At 74.3% G+C, this 21,010-nt stretch carries 25 protein-coding genes; 10 read left to right on the top strand and 15 right to left on the bottom strand.

Annotated features, from left to right (window positions below):
* Positions 1–100 precede the first annotated feature (100 nt).
* Positions 101–778 (bottom strand): response regulator, encoded by a 678-nt coding sequence (locus tag KDN32_RS19295; protein WP_211733913.1) that lies wholly within the window; start codon positions 776–778, stop codon positions 101–103.
* On the bottom strand, positions 775–1,947 hold the full coding sequence (locus KDN32_RS19290) for a sensor histidine kinase (protein ID WP_211733911.1): 1,173 nt from the start codon (positions 1,945–1,947) through the stop codon (positions 775–777). The genes KDN32_RS19295 and KDN32_RS19290 overlap by 4 nt, the downstream gene beginning before the upstream one ends.
* An 81-nt stretch (positions 1,948–2,028) precedes the next feature.
* On the opposite strand from KDN32_RS19290, the gene sp36 reads away from it, so the two are divergent.
* Genes sp36 through KDN32_RS19270 form a run of 4 tightly spaced genes read left to right on the top strand, consistent with a single transcriptional unit; the run spans position 2,029 to position 4,336 of the window.
* Positions 2,029–2,196, top strand: coding sequence for a Sp36 family protein (gene sp36, locus KDN32_RS19285; protein ID WP_211733909.1), 168 nt, complete (start codon positions 2,029–2,031; stop codon positions 2,194–2,196).
* A 1-nt stretch (position 2,197) separates the two neighbouring features.
* Positions 2,198–2,653, top strand: coding sequence for a RidA family protein (locus KDN32_RS19280; protein ID WP_211733907.1), 456 nt, complete (start codon positions 2,198–2,200; stop codon positions 2,651–2,653).
* A 16-nt stretch (positions 2,654–2,669) separates the two neighbouring features.
* A complete protein-coding gene (locus KDN32_RS19275) occupies positions 2,670–3,530 on the top strand; it encodes an NUDIX hydrolase (protein WP_211735025.1) in 861 nt (286 codons plus the stop codon).
* Positions 3,527–4,336, top strand: a complete 810-nt coding sequence (locus tag KDN32_RS19270) for an MBL fold metallo-hydrolase (RefSeq protein WP_211733905.1) — start codon at positions 3,527–3,529, stop codon at positions 4,334–4,336. Before KDN32_RS19275 ends, KDN32_RS19270 begins: the two co-directional genes overlap by 4 nt.
* Positions 4,337–4,430: 94 nt before the next feature.
* Here the strand turns inward: KDN32_RS19270 and KDN32_RS19265 are convergent, their stop codons facing one another.
* The 5 genes from KDN32_RS19265 to KDN32_RS19245 all read right to left on the bottom strand — a co-directional run bounded on the left by KDN32_RS19265 (position 4,431) and on the right by KDN32_RS19245 (position 8,763).
* Positions 4,431–5,699, bottom strand: coding sequence for a WD40 repeat domain-containing protein (locus KDN32_RS19265; RefSeq protein WP_211733903.1), 1,269 nt, complete (start codon positions 5,697–5,699; stop codon positions 4,431–4,433).
* A complete protein-coding gene (locus tag KDN32_RS19260) occupies positions 5,696–6,193 on the bottom strand; it encodes a SigE family RNA polymerase sigma factor (protein WP_307854226.1) in 498 nt (165 codons plus the stop codon). The genes KDN32_RS19265 and KDN32_RS19260 overlap by 4 nt, the downstream gene beginning before the upstream one ends.
* A gap of 151 nt (positions 6,194–6,344) precedes the next feature.
* Positions 6,345–7,520 (bottom strand): hypothetical protein, encoded by a 1,176-nt coding sequence (locus tag KDN32_RS19255; RefSeq protein ID WP_211733900.1) that lies wholly within the window; start codon positions 7,518–7,520, stop codon positions 6,345–6,347.
* Entirely contained in the window at positions 7,517–8,008 is a 492-nt protein-coding gene (locus KDN32_RS19250) for a SigE family RNA polymerase sigma factor (protein ID WP_211733898.1), read from the bottom strand. Before KDN32_RS19250 ends, KDN32_RS19255 begins: the two co-directional genes overlap by 4 nt.
* Before the next feature lie 77 nt (positions 8,009–8,085).
* Complete coding sequence (locus KDN32_RS19245; RefSeq protein WP_211733895.1) at positions 8,086–8,763, bottom strand: Crp/Fnr family transcriptional regulator; 678 nt, start codon at positions 8,761–8,763, stop codon at positions 8,086–8,088.
* A gap of 234 nt (positions 8,764–8,997) precedes the next feature.
* Here KDN32_RS19245 and nth point away from each other — a divergent pair, with 234 nt between their 5' ends.
* From nth to KDN32_RS19225, 4 genes are read left to right on the top strand one after another with little or no spacing between them, the layout of a single operon-like run.
* Positions 8,998–9,654: an endonuclease III gene (gene nth / locus KDN32_RS19240; RefSeq protein ID WP_211735021.1), complete on the top strand. Its 657-nt coding sequence runs from the start codon at positions 8,998–9,000 to the stop codon at positions 9,652–9,654.
* On the top strand, positions 9,651–10,256 hold the full coding sequence (locus tag KDN32_RS19235) for a TlpA family protein disulfide reductase (RefSeq protein WP_211733893.1): 606 nt from the start codon (positions 9,651–9,653) through the stop codon (positions 10,254–10,256). Before nth ends, KDN32_RS19235 begins: the two co-directional genes overlap by 4 nt.
* Positions 10,253–10,978, top strand: coding sequence for an NUDIX hydrolase (locus tag KDN32_RS19230; protein ID WP_211733891.1), 726 nt, complete (start codon positions 10,253–10,255; stop codon positions 10,976–10,978). The genes KDN32_RS19235 and KDN32_RS19230 overlap by 4 nt, the downstream gene beginning before the upstream one ends.
* 5 nt (positions 10,979–10,983) lie before the next feature.
* Complete coding sequence (locus KDN32_RS19225) at positions 10,984–12,159, top strand: MarP family serine protease (RefSeq protein ID WP_211733889.1); 1,176 nt, start codon at positions 10,984–10,986, stop codon at positions 12,157–12,159.
* Positions 12,160–12,178: 19 nt separating this feature from the next.
* Here KDN32_RS19225 and KDN32_RS19220 read toward each other — a convergent pair whose 3' ends face one another.
* A complete protein-coding gene (locus KDN32_RS19220; RefSeq protein WP_211733887.1) occupies positions 12,179–12,592 on the bottom strand; it encodes a phage holin family protein in 414 nt (137 codons plus the stop codon).
* Between the two features lie 155 nt (positions 12,593–12,747).
* Between KDN32_RS19220 and nhaA the strand changes: the two genes are divergently transcribed.
* Positions 12,748–14,169, top strand: a complete 1,422-nt coding sequence (nhaA, locus tag KDN32_RS19215; protein ID WP_211733886.1) for a Na+/H+ antiporter NhaA — start codon at positions 12,748–12,750, stop codon at positions 14,167–14,169.
* 17 nt (positions 14,170–14,186) lie between these two features.
* Here nhaA and KDN32_RS19210 read toward each other — a convergent pair whose 3' ends face one another.
* The 7 genes from KDN32_RS19210 to KDN32_RS19180 are packed head-to-tail and all read right to left on the bottom strand — an operon-like array spanning position 14,187 to position 19,553.
* Positions 14,187–15,338: a sensor histidine kinase gene (locus KDN32_RS19210; RefSeq protein ID WP_211733884.1), complete on the bottom strand. Its 1,152-nt coding sequence runs from the start codon at positions 15,336–15,338 to the stop codon at positions 14,187–14,189.
* Positions 15,335–16,021, bottom strand: a complete 687-nt coding sequence (locus tag KDN32_RS19205) for a response regulator transcription factor (protein WP_211733881.1) — start codon at positions 16,019–16,021, stop codon at positions 15,335–15,337. Before KDN32_RS19205 ends, KDN32_RS19210 begins: the two co-directional genes overlap by 4 nt.
* Positions 16,022–16,026: 5 nt before the next feature.
* Complete coding sequence (locus KDN32_RS19200; protein ID WP_211733879.1) at positions 16,027–16,440, bottom strand: hypothetical protein; 414 nt, start codon at positions 16,438–16,440, stop codon at positions 16,027–16,029.
* The gene (locus KDN32_RS19195) at positions 16,437–17,609 is read right to left on the bottom strand and encodes a molybdopterin-dependent oxidoreductase (RefSeq protein WP_307854225.1); all 1,173 of its coding nucleotides are present in this window, start codon (positions 17,607–17,609) and stop codon (positions 16,437–16,439) included. The genes KDN32_RS19200 and KDN32_RS19195 overlap by 4 nt, the downstream gene beginning before the upstream one ends.
* Positions 17,606–18,253, bottom strand: coding sequence for a methyltransferase domain-containing protein (locus tag KDN32_RS19190; protein WP_211733877.1), 648 nt, complete (start codon positions 18,251–18,253; stop codon positions 17,606–17,608). Before KDN32_RS19190 ends, KDN32_RS19195 begins: the two co-directional genes overlap by 4 nt.
* Complete coding sequence (locus tag KDN32_RS19185; RefSeq protein ID WP_211733875.1) at positions 18,250–18,900, bottom strand: TIGR04282 family arsenosugar biosynthesis glycosyltransferase; 651 nt, start codon at positions 18,898–18,900, stop codon at positions 18,250–18,252. The genes KDN32_RS19190 and KDN32_RS19185 overlap by 4 nt, the downstream gene beginning before the upstream one ends.
* Entirely contained in the window at positions 18,897–19,553 is a 657-nt protein-coding gene (locus tag KDN32_RS19180) for a glycosyltransferase family 2 protein (protein ID WP_211733873.1), read from the bottom strand. The genes KDN32_RS19185 and KDN32_RS19180 overlap by 4 nt, the downstream gene beginning before the upstream one ends.
* A 113-nt stretch (positions 19,554–19,666) precedes the next feature.
* On the opposite strand from KDN32_RS19180, the gene KDN32_RS19175 reads away from it, so the two are divergent.
* Entirely contained in the window at positions 19,667–21,007 is a 1,341-nt protein-coding gene (locus KDN32_RS19175; RefSeq protein WP_211733871.1) for a hypothetical protein, read from the top strand.
* Positions 21,008–21,010: the final 3 nt, after the last annotated feature.

Here is a 21,010-nt window from a genome sequence, read left to right as displayed (position 1 = left end):
GGCAGCACGCGACCTTCACGTACGGACCTGCTGCGATCCGAACGCCCGCTCTTGCCGCGATGGGTGCGTGACGGTTGAGCAACGTCGTGAAGGAACCCGCCTAGGGCGTGACGAGCCCGGACTCGTAGCCGAGCACCACGAGCTGGACCCGGTCGCGGGCCCCGGTCTTGGCGAGGATCCGCCCGACGTGGGTCTTGACGGTCGTCTCGGCGACGACGAGGTCGGTGGCGATCTCGTGGTTGGTCAGGCCGCGGCTGATGAGGGTCAGCACCTCGACCTCGCGCTCGGTGAGCGGCGCGAGCCGGTCGTCGCGGGGCGCGTCACCGGCCGGGTCGGGCAGCGCGGCGAAGTGGTCGAGCAGCCGGCGGGTGGTGCTGGGGGCGACGACCGCGTCGCCCGCGCGGACCGCGCGGATCGCGCCCAGCAGGTCGGGCGGCGCGGCGTCCTTGAGCAGGAACGCGGACGCGCCGGCGCGGATCGCGGCGAACGCGTACTCGTCGAGGTCGAAGGTGGTCAGCACGATCACCCGCGGCGGGTCGTCGGTCGCGAGCAGCCGACGGGTCGTCTCGACGCCGTCGAGCCGCGGCATCCGGACGTCCATCAGCACCACGTCGGCGGTCGTGACGGCCAGCCGCTCGAGGGCCTCGCCGCCGTCGCCGGCCTCGCCGACCACGACCATGTCGTCCTGGCTCTCGACCAGCATCCGGAAGCCGGCGCGCACCATCTGCTGGTCGTCGACGAGGAAGACCCGGATCGGTCCGGTCGGTGGCTCGCTCACAGCGGCAGCCTCGCAGACACCGCGAACCCGCCGCCCTGCGCGGGCCCGGCGACCACGCTGCCCCCGTGCACCGCGGCGCGCTCGCGCATCCCGACCAGGCCGAGCCCGCGCCCGTCGGTGGCGGGCGCGGCGGCCCCCCGTCCGTCGTCACGCACCTCGACCTCGACCTCTTGGCCCACCGCGACGCGGACGGTCACCGTCGCCGCCGGGCCGGCGTGCTTGCGGACGTTGGTGAGCGCCTCCTGGACGATCCGGTAGGCCGCGAGGCCCACGCCGTCCGGCACCGCCGGCAGGTCGTCGGGGAGGTCGGCCTCGACGTGAGTGCCGGACGCGCGGGCCTCGTCGACGAGGTGGCGCACGTCGCCGAGCCCGGGCTGCGGCGCGACGCCCGTGTCGCCCTCGCGCAGCAGCCCGAGCAGCCGGCGCATCTCGGTCAGCGCCTCCCGGCCGGTGCCGGCGATGGTGCCGAGGGTGTCGACCGCGACGTCGGGGTCCTTCGCGGCGGCGTAGCGCGCGCCGTCGGCCTGCACCACGATCACCGACAGGCCGTGGGCGACGACGTCGTGCATCTCGCGAGCGATCCGCGAGCGCTCGTCGCGGGCCGCCAGCTCGATCTCGCGCTCGGCCATCCGCTCGGCCTGCTCGGCCCGCGCGACCAGCGAGGTGACGTAGCGCTCGCGCTCCTGGGCCGCCGCACCCAGCGCCCACGCGGCGGTCACGATCGCGCCGATGCTGACGACGTACGGCACGAGGCTGCCGGCCGTGACGTCGGTGGCACCCAGGCCGTACTGCCAGCGGACGGAGGCGACGACCGCACCGGCGTAGCCGACGAGCAGTGCGGTGGCGCCCTGCCACCGCGGTGCCCAGCGGGCGGCGGAGTAGACCGCCACCGGGAAGGCGAGCTGGCCCGTGGTCGGGGTGTCCACCGCGACCGCCTGGAGCACGCTCAGCGCGGCGACCGCGAGGAACACCGTGAAGGGGCGGGTGCGGCGCCACAGCAGCGGCAGCGGCTCGAGCGCCGCGAAGACCATCGACCCCGGCTGGCCGGACAGGAAGTGGCCCCCGGCGAGGAGCAGCAGGGCGGCGACCAGGAGCCGGTCGAACCACGACCGCGCGCGCGGGCCGAGCCGCCACGGCCGCTGGTCGGCCGTCGTCGGGGTGGTCGCCATGGTGCGAACCGTAGACGCCCCGCCGTCGCTGCGCGTCCGCCCCGGGGAGGACGTCCGTCCTCCCCGAGTAGGGTGCGAGCCATGAACAAGTGGGAGTACCAGGTGGCGCCGATTCCGCTCCACAACGAAGCGCTCATGCTCAACAACTTCGGCCAGGACGGCTGGGAGCTGGTCACCATCCAGACCAACGCGCAGGGTGGCCTGATCGCGTTCCTCAAGCGCCCCGTCTCGTCGGGGCAGGGGGCCTGAGATGGGTGCGGAGGCACGCCTGGCCGAGCTGGGCATCACCGTCCCCGAGGTGGTCCCGCCGGTCGCGGCCTACCAGCCCACCGCCCGCACCGGGAACCTCGTCTTCACCGCCGGCCAGCTGCCGGCCCGTGACGGCGAGATGATCGCGGTCGGCAAGGTCGGCGGCGAGGTCACCGAGGAGCAGGGCTACGAGTGCGCCCGCCAGTGCGCGCTCAACGCGCTCGCCGCGGTCAAGGCCGAGATCGGCTCGCTCGACGACGTGAAGCGCGTCGTCAAGGTGGTCGTCTTCGTCGCCTCGACCCCCGACTTCACCGGCCAGCCCAAGGTCGCCAACGGTGCCTCCGAGCTGCTCGGCGAGGTCTTCGGCGAGGCCGGCAAGCACGCCCGCTCCGCCGTCGGCGTGCCGGTCCTGCCGCTCGACGTGCCGGTCGAGGTCGAGATCATCGTCGAGGTCTGAGGCGCCGGTGGCCAGCATGGAGCGGCTGCCGCTGCCGGACGCGCTCGTCGCGCAGGCCCGGTCGTACGCCGACGGCGGGGCGACCCCGGCCGAGCCGCGCGACGCGGCGACGGTCGTCCTGCTGCGCCCCGGCTCGGCCGGGCCGGACGTCTACCTGCTGCGCCGGCAGACCTCGATGGCCTTCGCCGGGGGCATGTGCGTGTTCCCCGGCGGCGGCGTCGACCCGCGCGACTTCGACGACGAGCTCGTCGACCGTGGACTCTGGGCCGGGCCGTCACCCGCCGAGTGGGCGGCGCGACTGGGCGTGGACGAGCCGAAGGCGCGGGCGCTCGTGTGCGCGGCGGTCCGCGAGACCTTCGAGGAGTCGGGCGTCCTGCTCGCCGGTCCCGGCCCGGACGAGGTCGTCGCCGACACTACCGGTGACGACTGGGAGGCCGACCGGGTCGCCCTCGAGTCGCGCGAGCTGTCGCTCACCTCGTTCCTCGAGGACCGGTCGCTGGTGCTGCGCACCGACCTGCTCGGCGCGTGGTCGGGCTGGCTGACGCCGGTCTTCGAGCCCCGGCGCTACCGCACGTGGTTCTTCGTCGCGGCCCTGCCCGAGGGCCAGGTCGCCCGCGACGTGTCGACCGAGTCGTCGTCGGTGGCGTGGCTGCCGGCCGCGGAGGCGGTCGCGCAGGTCGAGCGGCAGGAGATCCTCATGCTGCCTCCGACCTGGCTGACCTGCCTCGACGTCGCCCAGCACCCCGGCCCCGACGCCGTCCTCGCCGCCGCGCAGGGGCGGACGGTCGAGATGTTCATGCCCGAGGTGGTCGCCGACGGCGAGGAGTTCATCCTGTCCACGCCGCCGTTCTACGCCGACCTGATGGCCCGCCGATGACCAGCGACGGGGGCTGGTTGGGCGGCGCGTTCGGCGAGACCGGCACCTGCGTGCTCGCGCCCAACGCGAACATGATGACCCTCGACGGCACCAACACCTGGGTGCTGCGCGACCCCGGCTCCTCGCGTTCGGTCGTCGTCGACCCCGGCCCGTCGATCGCCTCCCACCTCGACGCGATCGACGCCGCCGCCGGCGACGTCTCCGTCGTCCTGCTCACCCACCACCACGCCGACCACAGCGAGGCCGCGCGGGAGTACGCCGAGCGCCACGGCTGCGGCGTACGCGCGCTCGACCCGGCCCACCGCCTCGGCGGCGAGGGCCTCGCCGAGGGCGACGTGGTCAGCGTCGGCGGGCTCGAGGTGCACGTCGTCGCGACGCCCGGCCACACCGCCGACTCGCTGTCCTTCGTGGTCCCGCAGGACCGGGCCGTCCTGACCGGCGACACGGTGCTGGGACGCGGCACCACCGTCGTCGCGCACCCCGACGGCCAGCTCGGGGCGTACCTCTCCTCGCTCCAGCGGCTGCACGCGCTGTGCGGCGCGGAGGGCATCACCACGGTCTGGCCGGGCCACGGCCCGGTGATCGACGACGCGCTCGGTGCGCTGGATCTCTACCTCGCCCACCGCCAGCAGCGCCTCGAGCAGGTCCGGCAGGCGGTGTGCGACCTGCGCGAGGGCCAGCCGGTCGCGGCCGACGACCTGCCGCGCGCGGTCGTCGAGGTCGTCTACGCCGACGTCGACCCGGTGCTGTGGGGCGCGGCCGAGCTGTCGGTGCGGGCCCAGCTGGCCTACCTCGAGGACCTCTGACCGGTCGCCCGACCTCGTGCGCCGCGGGCCTGACGGGGTAGTCCAGTGACGAGCTGCTGACGAACGGCCTCGGCGACGACCGTTCGCGACTGGACTACATCGAGTTCCGGAGGCGGCGCCAGAGCCACCGCAGCGCCATCAGCACCGCGATCGCGGCGGCCACGCCGAGCCCGATCATCCACGAGACGTCGCGCCCCGGGGCCGTGGTGTCGCCGAAGTCGTGGGTGAGCTCCTGCGACGACGTGCCGTCGAGCTCGGGGACGAGGTCGACGGCGACGCTGAGGGAGTTCGCGACGCCCGACGTCTCCACCGACCCGACGCGGCGCCGCCAGGTGCTCCGGTCGTCGACCTTGGGCGTGGTCACGACTAGCTCGGCGCCCGAGCTGTCCACCGGCTGCACGAGGAGCAGCTGGATCCGGTCGTCGATCCATCCGAGCGGACGGGTGATCGACTCCTCCAGGGTGCCCTCCGGGAACGGGTGGGCGACCAGCCGATCGGAGGGCAGGTCGAAGGTGTACGAGGCGGTGTCGGCCCCGGTGACCAGCGCGACGCGCGCGCCGTCCGGTGAGAACGCGGCCGCTCTGACCGGTCCGCCGGTCCGGAGCGGTTGGGCCTCGCCGCGGAGAGGCAGCACCGTCAGCCCGCTGTCCGTGCCCACCACGGCGTCGCCGCCGTCGGCGACTGCGATGCTGGTCGCGTTGCCCTCGAGCACGGACCGCCAGGCCTCGGTGCTGTCGGCCCGGAGCGTTCCCGCCACCGCGGGTGCGCGCCTCGTGGCGGGGGCCACCCATCCCAGCCAGTTGCTGCCGGGTGACCACGACATCGCGTCGATCCGGACCCGGTCCTCCACGCCGACGGGGCGGACCCACCACCTCCCGGTCTCGAGGTCGACCACCTCGACCTGCGTGGGTCCGTCGACGTCCATGCCGTACGCGAGGCGCCGGCCGTCGGGCGAGAGCACCGGCGTGGAGCTGGCGGGACCGTAGGACGGCAGGTCGAGGGCGTGCGCGACACCGTCGACGGCCGACACCACGACGGGGTCGCCGCCGGCGGACACGAAGGCGACCGAGGCCCGACCGATCACGTAGTCCTCGGTCGGCTCGAGGTCGTCGGGCACGTCCGCGATCACGCGCGGGATCGCGCCGCCCGGCACCTCCTGCGCAGCCGTGCGCGACTCCCGGTCGGCGGTCGGCCAGACGGACGCGAGCCCGCCGACGGTGACGACGAGGACGATCACGGCGGCGACGGCGAGGGCCTGACCGCGGCGGCGGGCGGCCTGCGCGCGTCCCCAGAGGTCGTCGTCGACGGGGAGCGGCTCGGTGGAGTCGGCGAGCCGGTGGAGGCTCGTGCGGAGGTCGGTCATGCGTCTGCTCCGATCAGCTCGGCGAGCTCGGGTGCGAGCGTCCGCAGCCGGGCGAGCGCGTGCCGGGTCGTGGACTTCACGGTGCTGGTCGACAACGACAGCGCGCGGGCGGTCTCGACCTCGGTGAGGTCCTCGTAGAAGCGCAGCACCAGCACGGTGCGCTGCCTGGGCGTGAGGCGGGCGAGCGCCTGGTCCAGGGTCAGCCGGAGGTCGGTGTCGACGGTCGGCGCCGCGTCGTCGCGGCCGCCGAGGGCGCTCTCGGCGAAGCGCCGGCGGCGCCACCACGAGATGTTCTGGTGGTACATCGCGCGCCGGACGTAGGCCTCCGGCGAGGTGTGGATCCGCCGCCAGTGCGACGCTGCCTGCATCAGCGCGGCCTGCACGAGGTCCTGCGCGAGGTGGTGGTCACCGGTCAGCAGGTACGCCGTCCGCGACAGCGCAGCCTGCCGCGCCGCCACGAACTCGGCGAAGCCCGCCTCGTCACCAGTGATCACGTCCCACCTCCTTCACCCACCACGACGCGCGTGCCCGCCGTTCCGGGTGGTACCTCGCCCGGACTTTCTCGCAGACGCGCAGGCATTGGTCGCCGGAACCGACGATCTCACGCGTAGGTGGGCGCCAGAGGGGTGACCAATGCCCGCGCGTCTACGCGCGGCGCCGCATCATCCGGACGAACGCGAGCCCGGCGAGCAGCGCGAGGACGCCGCCCGCCACCACCGGTCCCCGACCGGGGCCGCCGTCCGCCGCGGGCGCCGCGGCGAAGTCGTGGGTGAGCTCCTGGTCGGGATCGCCGGTCAGGTCGGGGACGAGGTCTACGGCGACGCTCAGCCCGAAGCGGTCCGACTCGGCCAGCGGCCGCCACACCCAGTCCGACTCGGGACGGTCGGGCGAGGTGAGGAGCACCAGGTCGGAGCCGACCTGGGCGGCCAGCGTGTCGTCGTCGACCCAGCCGACCGGCAGCACCGGCGCGCCGGTGGGGAAGGCGTCGGCGGGAATCGGGCGGGAGACCTCGTCGCCGGACGCCGTCACGAACGGCACGGCGTCGACCGTCTCGAGCCACTGCGAGACGGGCGCGGTGATTCGACCGTCGGGGGAGACCAGCCCGGCGGGCGTCCGTGTCGCTTCGCTCGTCGCCGGGTCGATCGTCCACGCGGCGACGTCAGGGTGCTTGTTGCGCAACGTCGGTCGGCCGGGGACGTCAACGGCGATCCGGCCGTCGGCGCTCCAGGACATGGTCAGAGGCGTGCCGGTGCTGGGTGGCAGGTCGACCAGGTCCGACGTGCCCGTCGTCAGGTCGACCACGCGGTACCAGCCGGTCGTGAACGAGTCCTGGCCCGGCTCGCGCTCGAAGCGGGTCACGGTCGGGTAGGCCACCCGGGTGCCGTCGGGCGACAGCGCCAGCCACGGGCCTCGCCGGTAGTCGGCCGCGATCTCGAACGCCTCGGGCTCCGGGAAGTCCGGCAGCTCGACATGGCGGGCCTCGCCGGTGGTGGCGCTGACGAGCACCGGCAGGTCGTCGGAGTCGACGTACGCCACGGAGGCGGGGCCGAAGGCGAGGTCGGTGACCGTGCCACCGGTGGGCTCGCCGATCCGGCTCGGGATCGCACCCCCGTCGACCCGCCCGGCGGGGGCGACCGGCTCGCGGGCGGTCCACGCGGCGGCGAGGCCGCCGACGGAGGCGACGAGCACCAGCACGGCGGCGACGGCGACGACGCGGCCGCGTCGTCGCGCGCGCCGGCCGCGGTCCCAGGCCGCGGGGTCGGGGGAGAAGGAGTGGGTGTCGGCGAGGGCGTCGAGCTCCTCGCGCAGCTGGGCGGTCATGCGTCTGCTCCCACCAGGTCGGCGAGCTCGGGGGCCAGGACGCGCAGCCGTCGGAGGGCCTGGCGCGCCATGGACTTGACCGCGCCGCTGGAGATGCCCAGCGCGGCGGCCGTCTGGACCTCGGTGAGGTCCTCGAAGTAGCGCAGCACCAGCACCGTGCGCTGGCGCGGGGTGAGCCGGCGCAGTGCCTGCTCGAGGGTCAGCCGGAGCGTCGGGTCGGCAGCCGGCACCGGCTCGTCGTGGGCTCCCAGCGGACTCTCGGCGAGACGCCGGCGCCGCCACCACGAGATGTTCTGGTGGTACATCGTGCGCCGGACGTAGGCCTCCGGCGAGGTCTCGATGCGCTCCCAGTGCTTCGCCGCCTGCACCAGCGCGGCCTGCACCAGGTCCTCGGCGAGGTGGTGGTCACCGGTGAGCAGGTACGCGGTGCGCGCGAGCGCCGGTCCGCGTGCGTGGACGAACGCGTCGAACCCGGATCGATCAGCCATCAGGCACCCCCTTCACCCATGACGACGCACGCAGGCGTCACCCCGGGGGTCAGGTGGAGCCAGAAAGTCCGAGAGGGTCAGCGGGCGCGGCGCGAGAGCCGCTCGAGGTCCATGATCACCACGGAGCGGGGCTCCAGGCGCAGCCAGCCGCGCGAGGCGAAGTCGGCGAGCGCCTTGTTGACCGTCTCGCGGGAGGCGCCGACCAGCTGGGCGAGCTCCTCCTGGGTGAGGTCGTGGTGGACGTGGACGCCGTCGTCGGCGGTGCGGCCGAAGCGGTCGGCGAGGTCGAGCAGCGCCTTGGCGACACGGCCGGGCACGTCGGAGAAGACCAGGTCGGCGACGACGTCGTTGGACTTGCGCAGCCGCGAGGCGAGCTGGGAGAGCAGGCCGCGGGCGACCTGCGGGCGGCCCTCGAGCCACTTCAGCAGGTCGTCGTGGGACAGCGAGGCGAACGAGGCGTCGGTGACGGCCGTGACGGTCGCCGAGCGCGGGCCCGGGTCGAAGAGGGAGAGCTCGCCGAACATCTGGCCGGGACCCATGATCGCCAGCAGGTTCTCGCGGCCGTCGGAGGACGAGCGGCCGAGCTTCACCTTGCCCTCGGTGACGATGTAGAGGCGGTCGCCGGAGTCGCCCTCGTGGAACAGCACGTCGCCGCGGCGCAGGGTCGTCTCCGCCATGGAGCCGCCCAGCGCGGTGGCCGCCTCGTCGTCGAGCGAGCTGAACAGCGGTGCCTGCCTGAGCACGTCGTTGTCCACGTCATTCCTCCAAGTCGCTGCGTCCCGTGCCACGTCCGGTGCGGGCTCGCTGCACGGGCCCTCGGGGTCGGGCACGATCCTAGCCGTGGTGCGTGTCACAAGTGCGAATGCACCCACCCGTGCGGGTCCCGCGCCGGAGCCGGGCGTGTCGGACCCGGACCGTAGGCTGGGCGCGTGCCTGCCGCGACCGAGCCCGCCAAGCCCGACACCTCTCTCGTGCGGCGGGCCCGCAAGATGGACCGGATCCTCGCCGCGACCTACCCGGACGCGAAGGCCGAGCTCGACTTCACCAATGCCTTCGAGTGCCTCGTCGTCACGGTGATCTCCGCGCAGACGACCGACCGGCGGGTCAATGCGGCCAGCCCGGCGCTGTTCGCGGCCTACCCCACGCCCGAGGCGATGGCGGCCGCCCCGCGCGAGCACCTCGAGCAGCTGCTCGGCCCGCTCGGGTTCTTCCGGCAGAAGACCGACTCGGTGCTGCGGCTCAGCCAGGCGCTGGTCGAGGACTTCGGCGGGGAGGTCCCGGGGCGCCTCGACGACCTGGTGAAGCTGCCGGGCGTGGGCCGCAAGACCGCCAACGTGGTGCTCGGCAACGCGTTCGACAAGCCGGGCATCACCGTCGACACCCACTTCGGCCGCCTCGCGCGCCGCTTCGGCTGGACCGAGGAGACCGACCCGGTCAAGGTCGAGCACGCGGTCGGCGCGCTCTTCCCCAAGCGCGACTGGACGATGCTGTCGCACCACCTCATCTGGCACGGGCGTCGACGCTGCCACGCGAAGAAGCCCGCGTGCGGCGCGTGCCCGCTCGCCCGGCTGTGCCCCTCCTTCGGCGCCGGCCCCACCGACCCGGTGGAGGCCGAGAAGCTCGTCACCACCCAGGGCCCGGCGTGAGACGGCTCGTCCTCGCGGCCGCCCTGGTCGCCGTCCTCAGCGCGTGCAGCGGGCAGGACGGCATCGACGTACGCCCGCCCGACGTCGACGTCGACACCCCCGCCATGCGCGAGGTCAAGGCCCGCATCGGCATGGACGACTGCGTCCCCGGGAAGGGCGAGGCCAGCGCCGACGGGCTGCCGGCCGTGACGCTGCCCTGCCTCGGCGGGGGCCCCGACGTCGACCTGTCGTCGCTGCGCGGGCCGATGCTGATCAACCTCTGGCAGTTCAACTGCGGGCCGTGCCGCAAGGAGATGCCCGCCCTGGAGCGGTTCCACCAGCAGTACGGCGACCAGGTGGCCGTGCTCGGCATCGACTTCAACGACGTCCACCCCGACGGCGCCCTCGCGCTCGCGGAGGACACCGGCGCGACCTACCCCTCGCTCGCCGACCCCGGCGGCGAGCTGATGACCGAGGAGGCCTTCGCGATCGCCCGGCGCGGCCTGCCGGCGTTCGTCTTCGTCGACGCCGACGGCACGGTCGTCGGCCAGAGCTCGGGCGGCGTCGACTCGGTCGACGAGGTCAAGGCGCTCGTCGCCGACCAGCTCGGTGTCACGCTGTGAGCGCGCTCCCCACCTGGCTCGCCCCTGTGGTCGAGGCCGCCTCCACCATCACGGCCCGCGAGCTCACCCGCTTCGTCCCGCCGCCCGGCAGCGACGCGCGTCGCGGCGCCGTGCTGATGGTCTTCGCCGACCGCGACGACGACCCGCACGCCCCGGACGACCTCGCCCACCGCGGCGAGCTGCTGCTCACCGAGCGCGCCCACCACATGCGCTCCCACCCCGGCCAGGTCTCGTTCCCCGGCGGCTCGCTCGACCCCGGCGAGACCGCTCGTGAGGCGGCGCTGCGCGAGGCGCTCGAGGAGATCGGTCTCCAGCCGTCCGAGGTCGAGGTGTTCGGCGAGCTGCCCGAGCTGTGGCTGCCGCCGAGCAACTTCGCGGTCACCCCGGTCCTGGGCTACTGGCGCGATCCCGGCGAGGTCCGCATCGAGAGCCCCGACGAGGTCCACGCGATCCACCGCGTCACGATCGCCGACCTGCTCGACCCCGAGCTCCGCATCAACGTCCGCCACCCCAGCGGGTGGGTCGGGCCCGGCTTCCTGATCGGCCCCGACAAGGACGTGATCCTGTGGGGCTTCACCGCCGGCATCGTGGCGCGGCTCTTCGGCTACCTGGGGTGGGACGAGGCGTGGGACGAGGCCCGGGTGCGTGACCTGCCGGACCACATGCTGCAAGGTGTCCCCAGAACAGCCGACCTGGCGACCGACACCAAGCTCGAGGAGTAACGGCGATGAACGTCCTCGACTGGTGCCTCGTGGCGCTCGTGGGGATCTACGCCCTGTCCGGCTACTGGCAGGGCTTCATCACCGGCGCCTTCGCCACCGCGGGTCTCCTGCTCGGCGGCGTCGCGGGCATCTGGGCCGCGCCCCTCGCGCTCGGCGACGCGGCACCGTCGCTGTGGGTGTCGCTCGGCGCGCTGTTCATCGTGATCATCTGCGCGTCCCTCGGCCAGGCCGTCCTCCAGTTCGCCGGCTCGCGGATCCGGGCGCAGATCACCTGGCAGCCGGTGCGCGCCCTCGACGCCGTCGGCGGCTCCGCCCTGAGCGCCGTCGCCGTCCTGCTCGTCGCCTGGGCGCTCGGCGTCGCGGTCTCCGGCACCCGCATCGGCGCGATCACGCCGCTGGTGCGCGACTCGACGGTCCTCGCGAAGGTCGACCAGGTCCTTCCCGGCGACGCCGACCAGGCGCTGCAGGCGTTCAACAACGTCGTCGGCACCACCTTCTTCCCGCGCTACCTCGAGCCGTTCGCCCCCGAGCGGATCGTCGCGGTCGACCCCGGCGACCCGCGGATGCTGACCGACCCCGACGTCGTCGCGGCCCAGCCGAGCGTGGTCAAGGTGCGCGGCGCCAACGGCTGCGGCAGCGGCGTCGAGGGCACCGGCTTCGTCTACGCGCCGGGCCGGCTGATGACCAACGCCCACGTGGTCGCGGGCGTCACCCGCCCCGAGGTCGAGATCGGCGGCTCGACGGTCGTGGCCACCGTCGTGCTCTACGACCCCGACCTCGACATCGCCGTCCTGTCGGTGCCGTCCGCGGCGGTGGTGCCGCTGAAGTTCGACACCGAGGCCCAGCCGCTCGACGACATCGCGGTCGTCGGCTACCCGCAGGACGGCCCCTACGACGTCCGCGCCGGCCGGATCCGCTCCCAGCAGCGGCTGCGCTCGCCCGACATCTACGGCGAGGGCACCGTCATCCGCCAGGTCTACTCGCTGCGCGCCCTCATCCGCCCCGGCAACTCGGGCGGTCCGGTGCTGACGTCGGCCGGCGACGTCGCGGGCATGGTGTTCGCCGCGTCGGTGAGCGACCGCGAGACCGGCTACGCGCTGACCGCGGGCCAGGTCGCTGCGTCGGCGGCCGAGGGCCTCGAGCGGCAGTCGCCGGTCGACACCGGCACCTGCGTGCGCTGACGGGCGTACGCCCCGTCCGTCAGGCCTTGCCCTTGAGCGCCTGCGGGATCTGCTTGCCCTGCTCGATCGCGCGCTCGGGCGCCTTGACCTGCTTGACCTGCTTGACACCGATCAGGGCGAGCAGCGCGGCGAGCAGGACGTAGAGCCCGAAGACGATGAGGAACGCCCAGTGCAGGCCGAGGCCGGCCCAGTGGATGAAGTAGGCGATCGAGACCGACAGCATGATCACCGCGAGCAGGCCGAGGAAGGCCGCGCCCGCGAACAGTCCGATGCCGAGCCCACCGTGCCTGACGCTGACCTTGAGCTCGGACTTGGCGAGCTGGATCTCCTTGGAGATGAGCGTCGAGATGTCGCGCTGCGCGTCCATGACGAGCTTGCCGATCGTCGGGTCGCCATCGCCGTTCTGACCGGGCGTGATCGGTGCGTGGGACATGGAAGGAAGTCCTTCGTCGAGGGGCGCTGCTGACGGCTGTGACCCTACCAACGCGACCGTCTAGACTGGGGCCTCAGGTGAGCCGGGAAGTCTGGTCGGCCCGCGGCGGACGCTGCGGAGAGATCGCCCCGACCACCCCGAAAGGTGGCCCCCGCATGGCCTCCCGCCCCACGAACCCCCACGACGACGCCAGCGTGAGCGACGACCTCTGGGAGACCGGTCCGTCCTACATCGCGAGCAACAAGCCGCTCGCCCGCCTCGTCGCCCGTCCGGTGCGCGAGTTCCTGCGCGTCGAGGCTGCCGGCTCGCTGCTCCTGCTGCTCGCCGCGGCCGTCGCGCTGGTGTGGGCCAACAGCCCGTGGGCGTCGTCCTACGACACGCTCTGGCACACCCACCTCACCCTCGACGTCGGTCCGCTGCACCTCGACGAGTCGCTGCAGCACTGGGTCAACGACGCGCTGATGGTGGTCTTCTTCTTCGTCGTCGGCCTCGAGATCAAGTACGAGCTGGTCAACGGCGACCTGCGCGACCCGCGCACCGCGGCGCTGCCGATCGTGGCGGCGATCGGCGGCATGGTCGTGCCGGCCGGCATCTACCTCGCGCTCAACCCGCCGGGCAGCGACGGCGCCGACGGCTGGGGCATCCCGATGGCCACCGACATCGCGTTCGCGGTCGGCGTGCTCGGGATCCTCGGACGGCGGATCCCGTCGTCGGCGCGGCTGTTCCTGCTGACCCTGGCGATCGTCGACGACATCGGCGCGATCCTCGTGATCGCGATCTTCTACACTGCCGACCTCTCGCTGGGCTGGCTCGCGGTCGCGATCGGCATGCTCGCCGCGATGGTCCTCGCCCGGCTGCTGCGGATCTGGACCGTCGTGGTCTACGCGATCCTCGGCGTCGGCGTGTGGTTCGCGCTGCTCGAGTCGGGCGTGCACGCCACGCTCGCCGGCGTCGCGATCGGCCTGCTCGCGCCCGCCACCCCGCTGCTCAACGAGAGCGTCGCGCGCGGGCACGCCCGCCAGGCGCTCAAGGACAACGTGCTCGACCCGGACGAGCTGGCCAAGCTGCGGTTCCTGCTCAAGGAGTCGGTGTCGGTGGTGGAGCGGCTGCAGAGCGGACTGCACCCCCTGTCGTCCTACGTCGTGCTGCCGGTCTTCGCGCTCGCCAACGCCGGCGTCGAGCTCGGGGCGATCGGCAAGGTCTTCACCGAGCCGGTCGGGATCGGCATCGTGCTCGGGCTAGTGCTCGGCAAGCCGGTCGGCATCTTCCTGGCGTCGTTCCTCGCCGTCCGCACCGGCCTCGGCAAGCTCCCCGACGACACCTCCTGGCCGATGGTGCTGGGCCTCGGAGCCGTCGGTGGCATCGGCTTCACCGTCTCGATCTTCATCGCGGGCCTGTCGTTCCCGGGCTCCGACCTGCTCACCGAGGAGGCGAAGATCGCGATCCTGCTGGCCTCCCTCTTCGCCGCGGTGGTCGGCGTGGTGCTGTTGCTCGCCACCACCCGCGGCCAGCAGCACGACGACGAGGAGGAGCCGGACACCGGCGCCGACGAGGTCGAGGCGGCGCTCCAGCGCTGATTCGGCGCTCGTGCCGCTCAGGCCGGCGGGGCGACCGGGAGCCGGACGACGAACCGGCAGCCCGCCGCCCGCCCGCCCGCGCCGGTGTTGGCGACCTCGACCTCGCCGTGGTGGGCCTCGACGATGCCCTTGACGATGGCCAGGCCCAGGCCGGCGCGTGCGGTGTGGACGTCCTGCAGCGGGCTGTCCGGCGTACGTGCGGCGGTGCCGCGGTAGCCCACCTCGAAGACCCGCTCGCGGTCGGCGTCGGCGATGCCCCCGCAGCCGTCGGTGACGGCGAGCTCGACGCCGCCGTCGACGGGGCGCGCCGCCACGTGGACGGTGCCGTCGGACGGGGTGTGGCGGATCCCGTTGACGATCAGGTTGGCCAAGACGCGGGACAGGCCGGCCGGGTCGGCGGCGACCTGCAGGCCGTGCGGGACCTCGCCCCCGAGCGACACCTGGCGTGCCCGGGCGACCGGCTCGGCCGCCGCGAGCGCCTCGCTCACCAGGTCACCGACCACGATCGGCTGCGGCTGCACGACGAGCTGGCCGGAGTGGATGCGGGAGAGCTCGAAGAGGTCGTCGACCATCTGGACCATCCGGTCGACCTCGCCGCGGATCTGGCGGTGGTAGCGCGCGGGGTCGCTCGCGATCGAGTCCTCGAGCGCCTCGGCCATCACCCGGATCCCGGCGAGCGGGGTGCGCAGGTCGTGCGACACCCACGAGACGAGCTCGCGGCGCGACTCCTCCAGCCGCTGCTCGCGCTCGCGCGCGGCGGCCAGCCGCTCGTGGGCGAGCGCCAGCTCGTCGGACAGGCCCTGGAACTCGGCCGGCCAGCGACGACCGCCCTTGACGGAGTCGCCGTCACCGACCCGGCGTACGTCCTCGCGCAGCGACCGGGACCAGCGCGCCAGGGCGGCGGAGAGCACCAGGGCCACCACCAGGGACACCAGCGCGGCCGCGGTCGTCACGATCAGCGCCACCGAGCGGTCGTGGTCGGAGATCAGCATCCGCCGCGAGATGGCCTGCACGCCCAGCAGGATGGTGAGCGTGGTGACCACGCCGACGATGGCGAGCTGCCAGCGCAGCGAGCGGTGCCGCAGGCACCAGCCCGCGAGCAGGCCGAGCAGGCCCACGGTGACGCCGCTCCCGGCGGCGACGAGCCAGATCTCGGTCAGGTCGCTCATGCCTGGGCCTCCCAGCGGTAGCCGACTCCCCAGACGGTGAGAAGGCGGGTCGGCGTGGTCGGGTCGGCCTCGACCTTCTCGCGCAGGCGCCGCACGTGGACGGTCACGGTCGACTGGTCGCCGAAGGACCAGCCCCACACCTGCTGCAGCAGGTCGTCACGGGAGAACGCGATGCCCGGCCGCGCGGCGAGGAAGGCCAGCAGGTCGAACTCGCGGGCGGTCAGCTGCGTCTCGCGCCCCGCGAGCGTCACCTGCCGGCGGTCGCGGTCGACCACGAGGTCGCCGTCGACGGTCACCGGAGGCACGCCGACGTCGGAGCCGCCCGCCGAGCGGCGCAGGATGGAGTCGACCCGGAGGACCAGCTCGCGGGGGCTGAACGGCTTGGTGACGTAGTCGTCCGCGCCGATCTCGAGGCCGATCACGCGGTCCTGCTCCTCGCCCAGCGCGGTCAGCAGCACGACCGGCACGTCGGAGTGCCGCCGCAGCCGTCGGCACACCTCGAGACCGTCGATGCCGGGCATCATCACGTCCAGCACCAGCAGGTCCGGCCCGACGGTCCGGACCGCGTCGAGCGCACCCCCGCCGTCGACCGCCTCGTGGACGTCGTGCCCGGCGGCGCGGAGGTAGTCGACGACCACCTCGCGCACGGTCGCGTCGTCGTCGACCACCAGCACCTTCGCCACCCGGCTCACCCCTCCTCGTGCCTGCGGCGCGCCCGGACGAAGCCGGTGGCCGCCACCACGAGGACCACGATGGCACTGATGACCCACCAGGTCGCGACGTAGGGCCGGTCCAGCAGCGTCGGGTTGTCGGCCCGGACGCCGCCGCCGGCCAGGACCGGGACGGCGACCACGCTGAGGGCGCCCCACACGACCAGCGCGATCGCCGCCGGTGCCCGCCACGGGTCCGGCAGGAGCCGGGACCCGAGCAGGCACGTCCCGATGACCACCCCGGAGAGCAGGACGTCGTGCGCCACCACCCCGGCGGCGAGCCACAGCGCCACCTCGAGCCACTGGCCCGGGTCCTGACGCGACAGCAGGAGCAGGAGCCCGTAGAGGGCGAGCGCGACGCCGCCGGAGCCGAGGGCCAGCCGGGTCCTCATGCGCCCACCTCCAGTCGGGAGAGCCACTTGGTCTGCAGCACGCCCGGCCGGTTGGGCGCGATCAGGCGGCACGGGAAGCCGTGGTCGAGGGCCAGCGGCGCGCCGGCCAGGTCGAGGGCCAGCAGGGTGCGCTCGTCGTCGGCGAAGCCGGCCGGGAGAGTCGTGCGCCGGAAGGGACCGGCCTGCTGCAGCGAGGTGACGGCGACGTCGCTCCCGGCCGCCGCACCGGCGGCGCGCAAGACGTCCGCGAGCCGGACGCCCGACCAGGTGCCCTGGGCGCTCCAGCCCTCGACGCAGGCGATCGGCAGGTCGACGGTGCGCTGCGGCATCGCCCGCAGGTCGTCGAGGGACAGCGCCGCGGTGACGGTGCCGTCGACGACGACCTCGAGCCGCCAGTCGGTGGCGGTGGCCGACTCCTCGACGCCGGCAGCCTGCGCCGACTTGTTGACCGGGACCCCGCCAGGGCCCTCGCCGGTGCGGGTCGCGAACACCGAGACCCGGCGCAGCCACGGCACCGTGCCCCCGGCCGTCGCGAGCACGGCGACGCCGGCCGCGGCGAACGTCGTACGCACCAGCGCACGCCGGGAGAGCGGACCGGCCACCGTCGCGGCGGGTCGGTCGTGGCTGGTGTCGTCGATGTCGTGCGCGAGCACGTCGCGGATGACGGGCAGCTTCACCGCGACGTGGACCAGCAGCGCGCCGACGGCGATCCAGGCGAGGGCGTAGTGGGTGGTGCGGAAGGAGAAGGCGGTCCACGGGTACCACTGGGCGGCGTTGAGCACGCCGGTCGCCAGCTGGAAGACCGAGGCGGCCACGAGGACCGCGATCGAGCCGCGCTCGAGCACGGTGAGCAGCAACCGCCGCGGGTCGCCCAGCGGCGGCGCCTCGAAGAGCCGCGGCAGCACCGACCAGAGCTTGACGAGGAGCAGCTGGATCGCCGCGACGCCGGTGGTGACGTGGAGACCCTGGGTGAGCCGGTAGCCCCAGCTCGGGCTCGTCGGGAAGGGGACCGGGTGCGTCGGGAGCTGCGCGTAGTGGCTGACCAGCCCGGTCGCGAAGCAGATCCCGAACGAGACGCCCAGCCACAGGCCCACCCGGGCGGCGACCGCGGGACTGCGCAGGCGGGAGGTGAACGAGTCGGGGGTGGGCGGCCGCAGCCGCGTCGTCACCACGTCGCCCCACCCGTCTCGGTGACGACAGCGGCGTACCGGTCGCCGACGCGGAGGACGCGGTGCACCGCGAGGCCGGCCGCAGCGGCTGCGCCGGGGAGGTCGTCCACCCCGAGGGTGGCCCAGCGGAAGGGCCGGCTGCGCCGCCCCGGCGCCTCGAGCGAGGCCCACCCCTGCGTCGGGCTGACGCCCGGCCGCTCGACCTCGACGACGACGCGGCCCCCGGGCGCGAGCAGGCGGTGCACCCGGCGGAGCAGCGCGACGGGGTCGCCCCCGATGCCGATGTTGCCGTCGGCGAGGAGCGCCGTGGCCCAACGACCCTCGCCGGGCACCCGGTCGAAGACGTCGCGCCGCACCGCCGCGACACCGCGCTCGCGGGTCAGCGTCACGGCGGCGTCGACGACGTCGATCCCCAGGGCGAGGTGGCCGGCCAGCGCGAGCGCCTCGGTCATCCGGCCCGGACCGCAGCCGACGTCGAGGGTGGGTCCGACGCACAGCCCGACCAGGGCGCGGTCGTGCTCGTCGGCCGGGCGCCGCCACAGGTCGACCGGCAGCACCATCGGCTCCTCGCCGGGGCGCACGACGACCGTGGGCGCCCCGTGCAGGGCACTGGCGAACAGCGTGCTGAAGGACTGGTCGATCACGACTCACCTCCGGGGCGGGCACCGCGCCACGCGCGGGCGAAACGGGTGTGCGGGGCGAGCGCGGCGACGAGGTCGGCGTCCTCGACGGTGTCGACGTCCGTCATGACCCGGGCGTCCCCGACGCGGCAGCCGGCGCGCTCGAGCGCGGCCCGGGTGTCGGCGCAGGTGTCGGCGGTGGACATCTCGACCTGCGCCACGTGGCGTACGTCGGCGGGGTCGCGGCGGGCGAGCGCCCACCAGCCGCCGTCCGCGGCGGGCGCGAGCACCGCGTCGTGGTCGACCAGGCCGCCGGCGACCGCGGCCAGCGCCGCGGCGGTGACGTGCGGGGTGTCCATGCCGATCTGGACGACGGGTCCGGGACCGGCGTCGGCGTGGGCCCGGACCAGCCGCTCGGCGAAGCCGTCGCCGCGCTGGGGGCTGACGGTCCAGCCGTCGAGCGCCGCCGTGATGGCGGCGCCCCGGACGGCGTCGCGCAGGTCACCGGCAAGGCTCAGGTGTCCCTCGGCGCCGGCCGCGCGGCAGGCCTCGATGGTGTCGAGGAGCGCGGCGGCGGCGAGGCGCGCGGCCGCCTCCGCGCCGATGACGGCGCCGAGGCGGGTCTTGACCTGCCCGGCGACCGGGGCCTTGGCGACGACCAGCACCTTCATCGCAGGACCTGCGCGAAGTCGCGCGCGGTGCGCAGCGTGCCGCGCACCGAGCCGGACACCTTGGAGCGGGTGCCCGCGGCGCGTGGGTGGTAGTCGACGTCGTGCTCGGAGACCCGCCACCCGTGGTGGGTGACGGCCTGCAGCAGCTCGACGGGGTAGCCGAAGCGTCGGTCGCGCAGGTCGAGGCCGAGCAGTGCCTCGCGGCCGCACACCCGCATCGGCGCGATGTCGTGGGCGTCCATGCCGATGCGGCGCCGCAGCCACGCCGTGACCACGGCGTTGCCCAGGCGGGCGTGCCAGGGCCACACCCCGCGCCGGACCGGACGCCTCCGTCCGACCGCGATGTCCGCCGCGCCGGACGCGACGTCGGCCAGCATCGGCAGCAGCTGGTCGGGGTCGAAGGACCCGTCGCCGTCCATCACCGCGACGTAGTCGGCGGTCGCGGCCTCGACCCCGGCGTGGACCGCGGCGCCGTAGCCCGGTGCCTGCTCGGCGACCACCCGGGCCCCGAGGGCACGGGCGACGGCGGCGGTGTCGTCGCGCGAGCCGTTGTCGACGACGATCACGGAGAAGGCCGAGGGCACCCGCGGGAGGAGCTCGCGCAGGGCGGGCGCCTCGTCGCGGCAGGGGAGCACGAGATCACAGGTGGGCACGTCGTCGACGCTAGTGACGGCGGGTCCCGAAACCGATGGGTTGCGTCCTTACGAAGTCGTGACGTGTGGCCGCAGGACGTGATCCGTGCCGTCGCGTCCCTAGGGTGGGACGCATGAGCCAGACGACCGCGGATGCGCTGTCCGGAGCCCGTCGGGCGACCGTCGGGCTCGGCCTCGGACTCGTGGTCCTGACCGCCTCGTTCGTCGTGCCGCCGCTGGTCGGGTGGGACGTCGACGCCCGCAGCGACATGCTCGGCGTGCCGCCCACCCACGGCTACCTCGACGTCAAGGTCGCGCCGGCCACGGTCGTCGCCGTGCTGCTCGCGGTCGTCGGCGTGTGGCGGGCCGAGGCGTGGGCGCTGCGGTGGTCGGGGCTCCGCCTGCTCGTGGCGTCGTACGCCGTCGCGGTCGCCTGGTTGCTGTCGCTCGCGCTCGTCGACGGGACTGCCGGGCTGACCCGCGTCATGACCAACCCGCACGAGTACCTCATCGCTGCGCGCGGGATCGACGACGTCCCGGCGATGCTGCGCGAGTACGTCGACCGGATCCCGAACAGCCACCCGGACCACTGGCCGACGCACCTGGCCGGGCACCCGCCGGGTGCGGTGCTGTTCTTCGTCGCCCTGGTGCGGGTCGGCCTCGGGGGCGACCTCGCGGCGGCGCTGGTCGTCGTGGCGGTCGCGGCGAGCATCCCGGCCGCCACCCTGGTGACGCTGCGCCGGCTGGGGCTCGACCGCGGGGCTCGGCTGGCCGCGCCGTTCCTCGTGCTCAGCCCGGCCGCGGTCTACCTCGCGGTCTCCGCAGACGCGGTCTTCACCGTGACCGCCTGCTGGGGCCTCGCCGCGCTGGCGGCCTCCGCGACGTCGCGCTCGCGGTCCGGCCTGGTCGGGTGGGGACTGCTCGCCGGGCTGCTGCTCGGCTGGTGCGTGATGAGCTCCTACGGACTCCCGCTGCTGGGCCTCCCGTCCCTGGCGGTGCTGTGGCTGGCGCGCCGCTGGTCGCCGCTGCCGGTGGCGGCCGCGGCGGCGCTGGTGGTGGTGCTGGCCTTCGCAGCGCTCGGCTTCGCGTGGTGGGACGCCTACCCCGTCCTCGTCGACCGCTACTGGGACGGCATCGCCGCCACCCGCCCGGCGGCCTACTGGACGTGGGGCAACCTCGGGGCGCTGCTCGTCTCGGGCGGTCCGCTCCTCGCCGCGGGCGTCGTGGTCGCCGCGCGCCGGCACGAGGGGGAGGCCCGCGTGCTGTCGGTGCTCGCGCTCGCGGCGCTCGCGGCGGTCGCGGTCGCCGACCTGTCGCGGATGTCGAAGGCCGAGGTGGAGCGGATCTGGCTGCCGTTCGTGCCGTGGCTGACGCTGTCGCTGGCGCTGCTGCCGTCCGGCTGGCGGCGCTGGGGCCTGGCGCTCCAGGTCGGCACCGCGCTCGCGGTGCAGCACCTGCTCTACACGAGCTGGTGAGCC

This window comes from Nocardioides palaemonis (genome assembly GCF_018275325.1).
In the GTDB taxonomy this organism is placed as follows: domain Bacteria; phylum Actinomycetota; class Actinomycetes; order Propionibacteriales; family Nocardioidaceae; genus Nocardioides; species Nocardioides palaemonis.
Note: the sequence above shows the minus strand (reverse complement) of the source record. Positions and strands in the feature narration are given on the sequence as shown.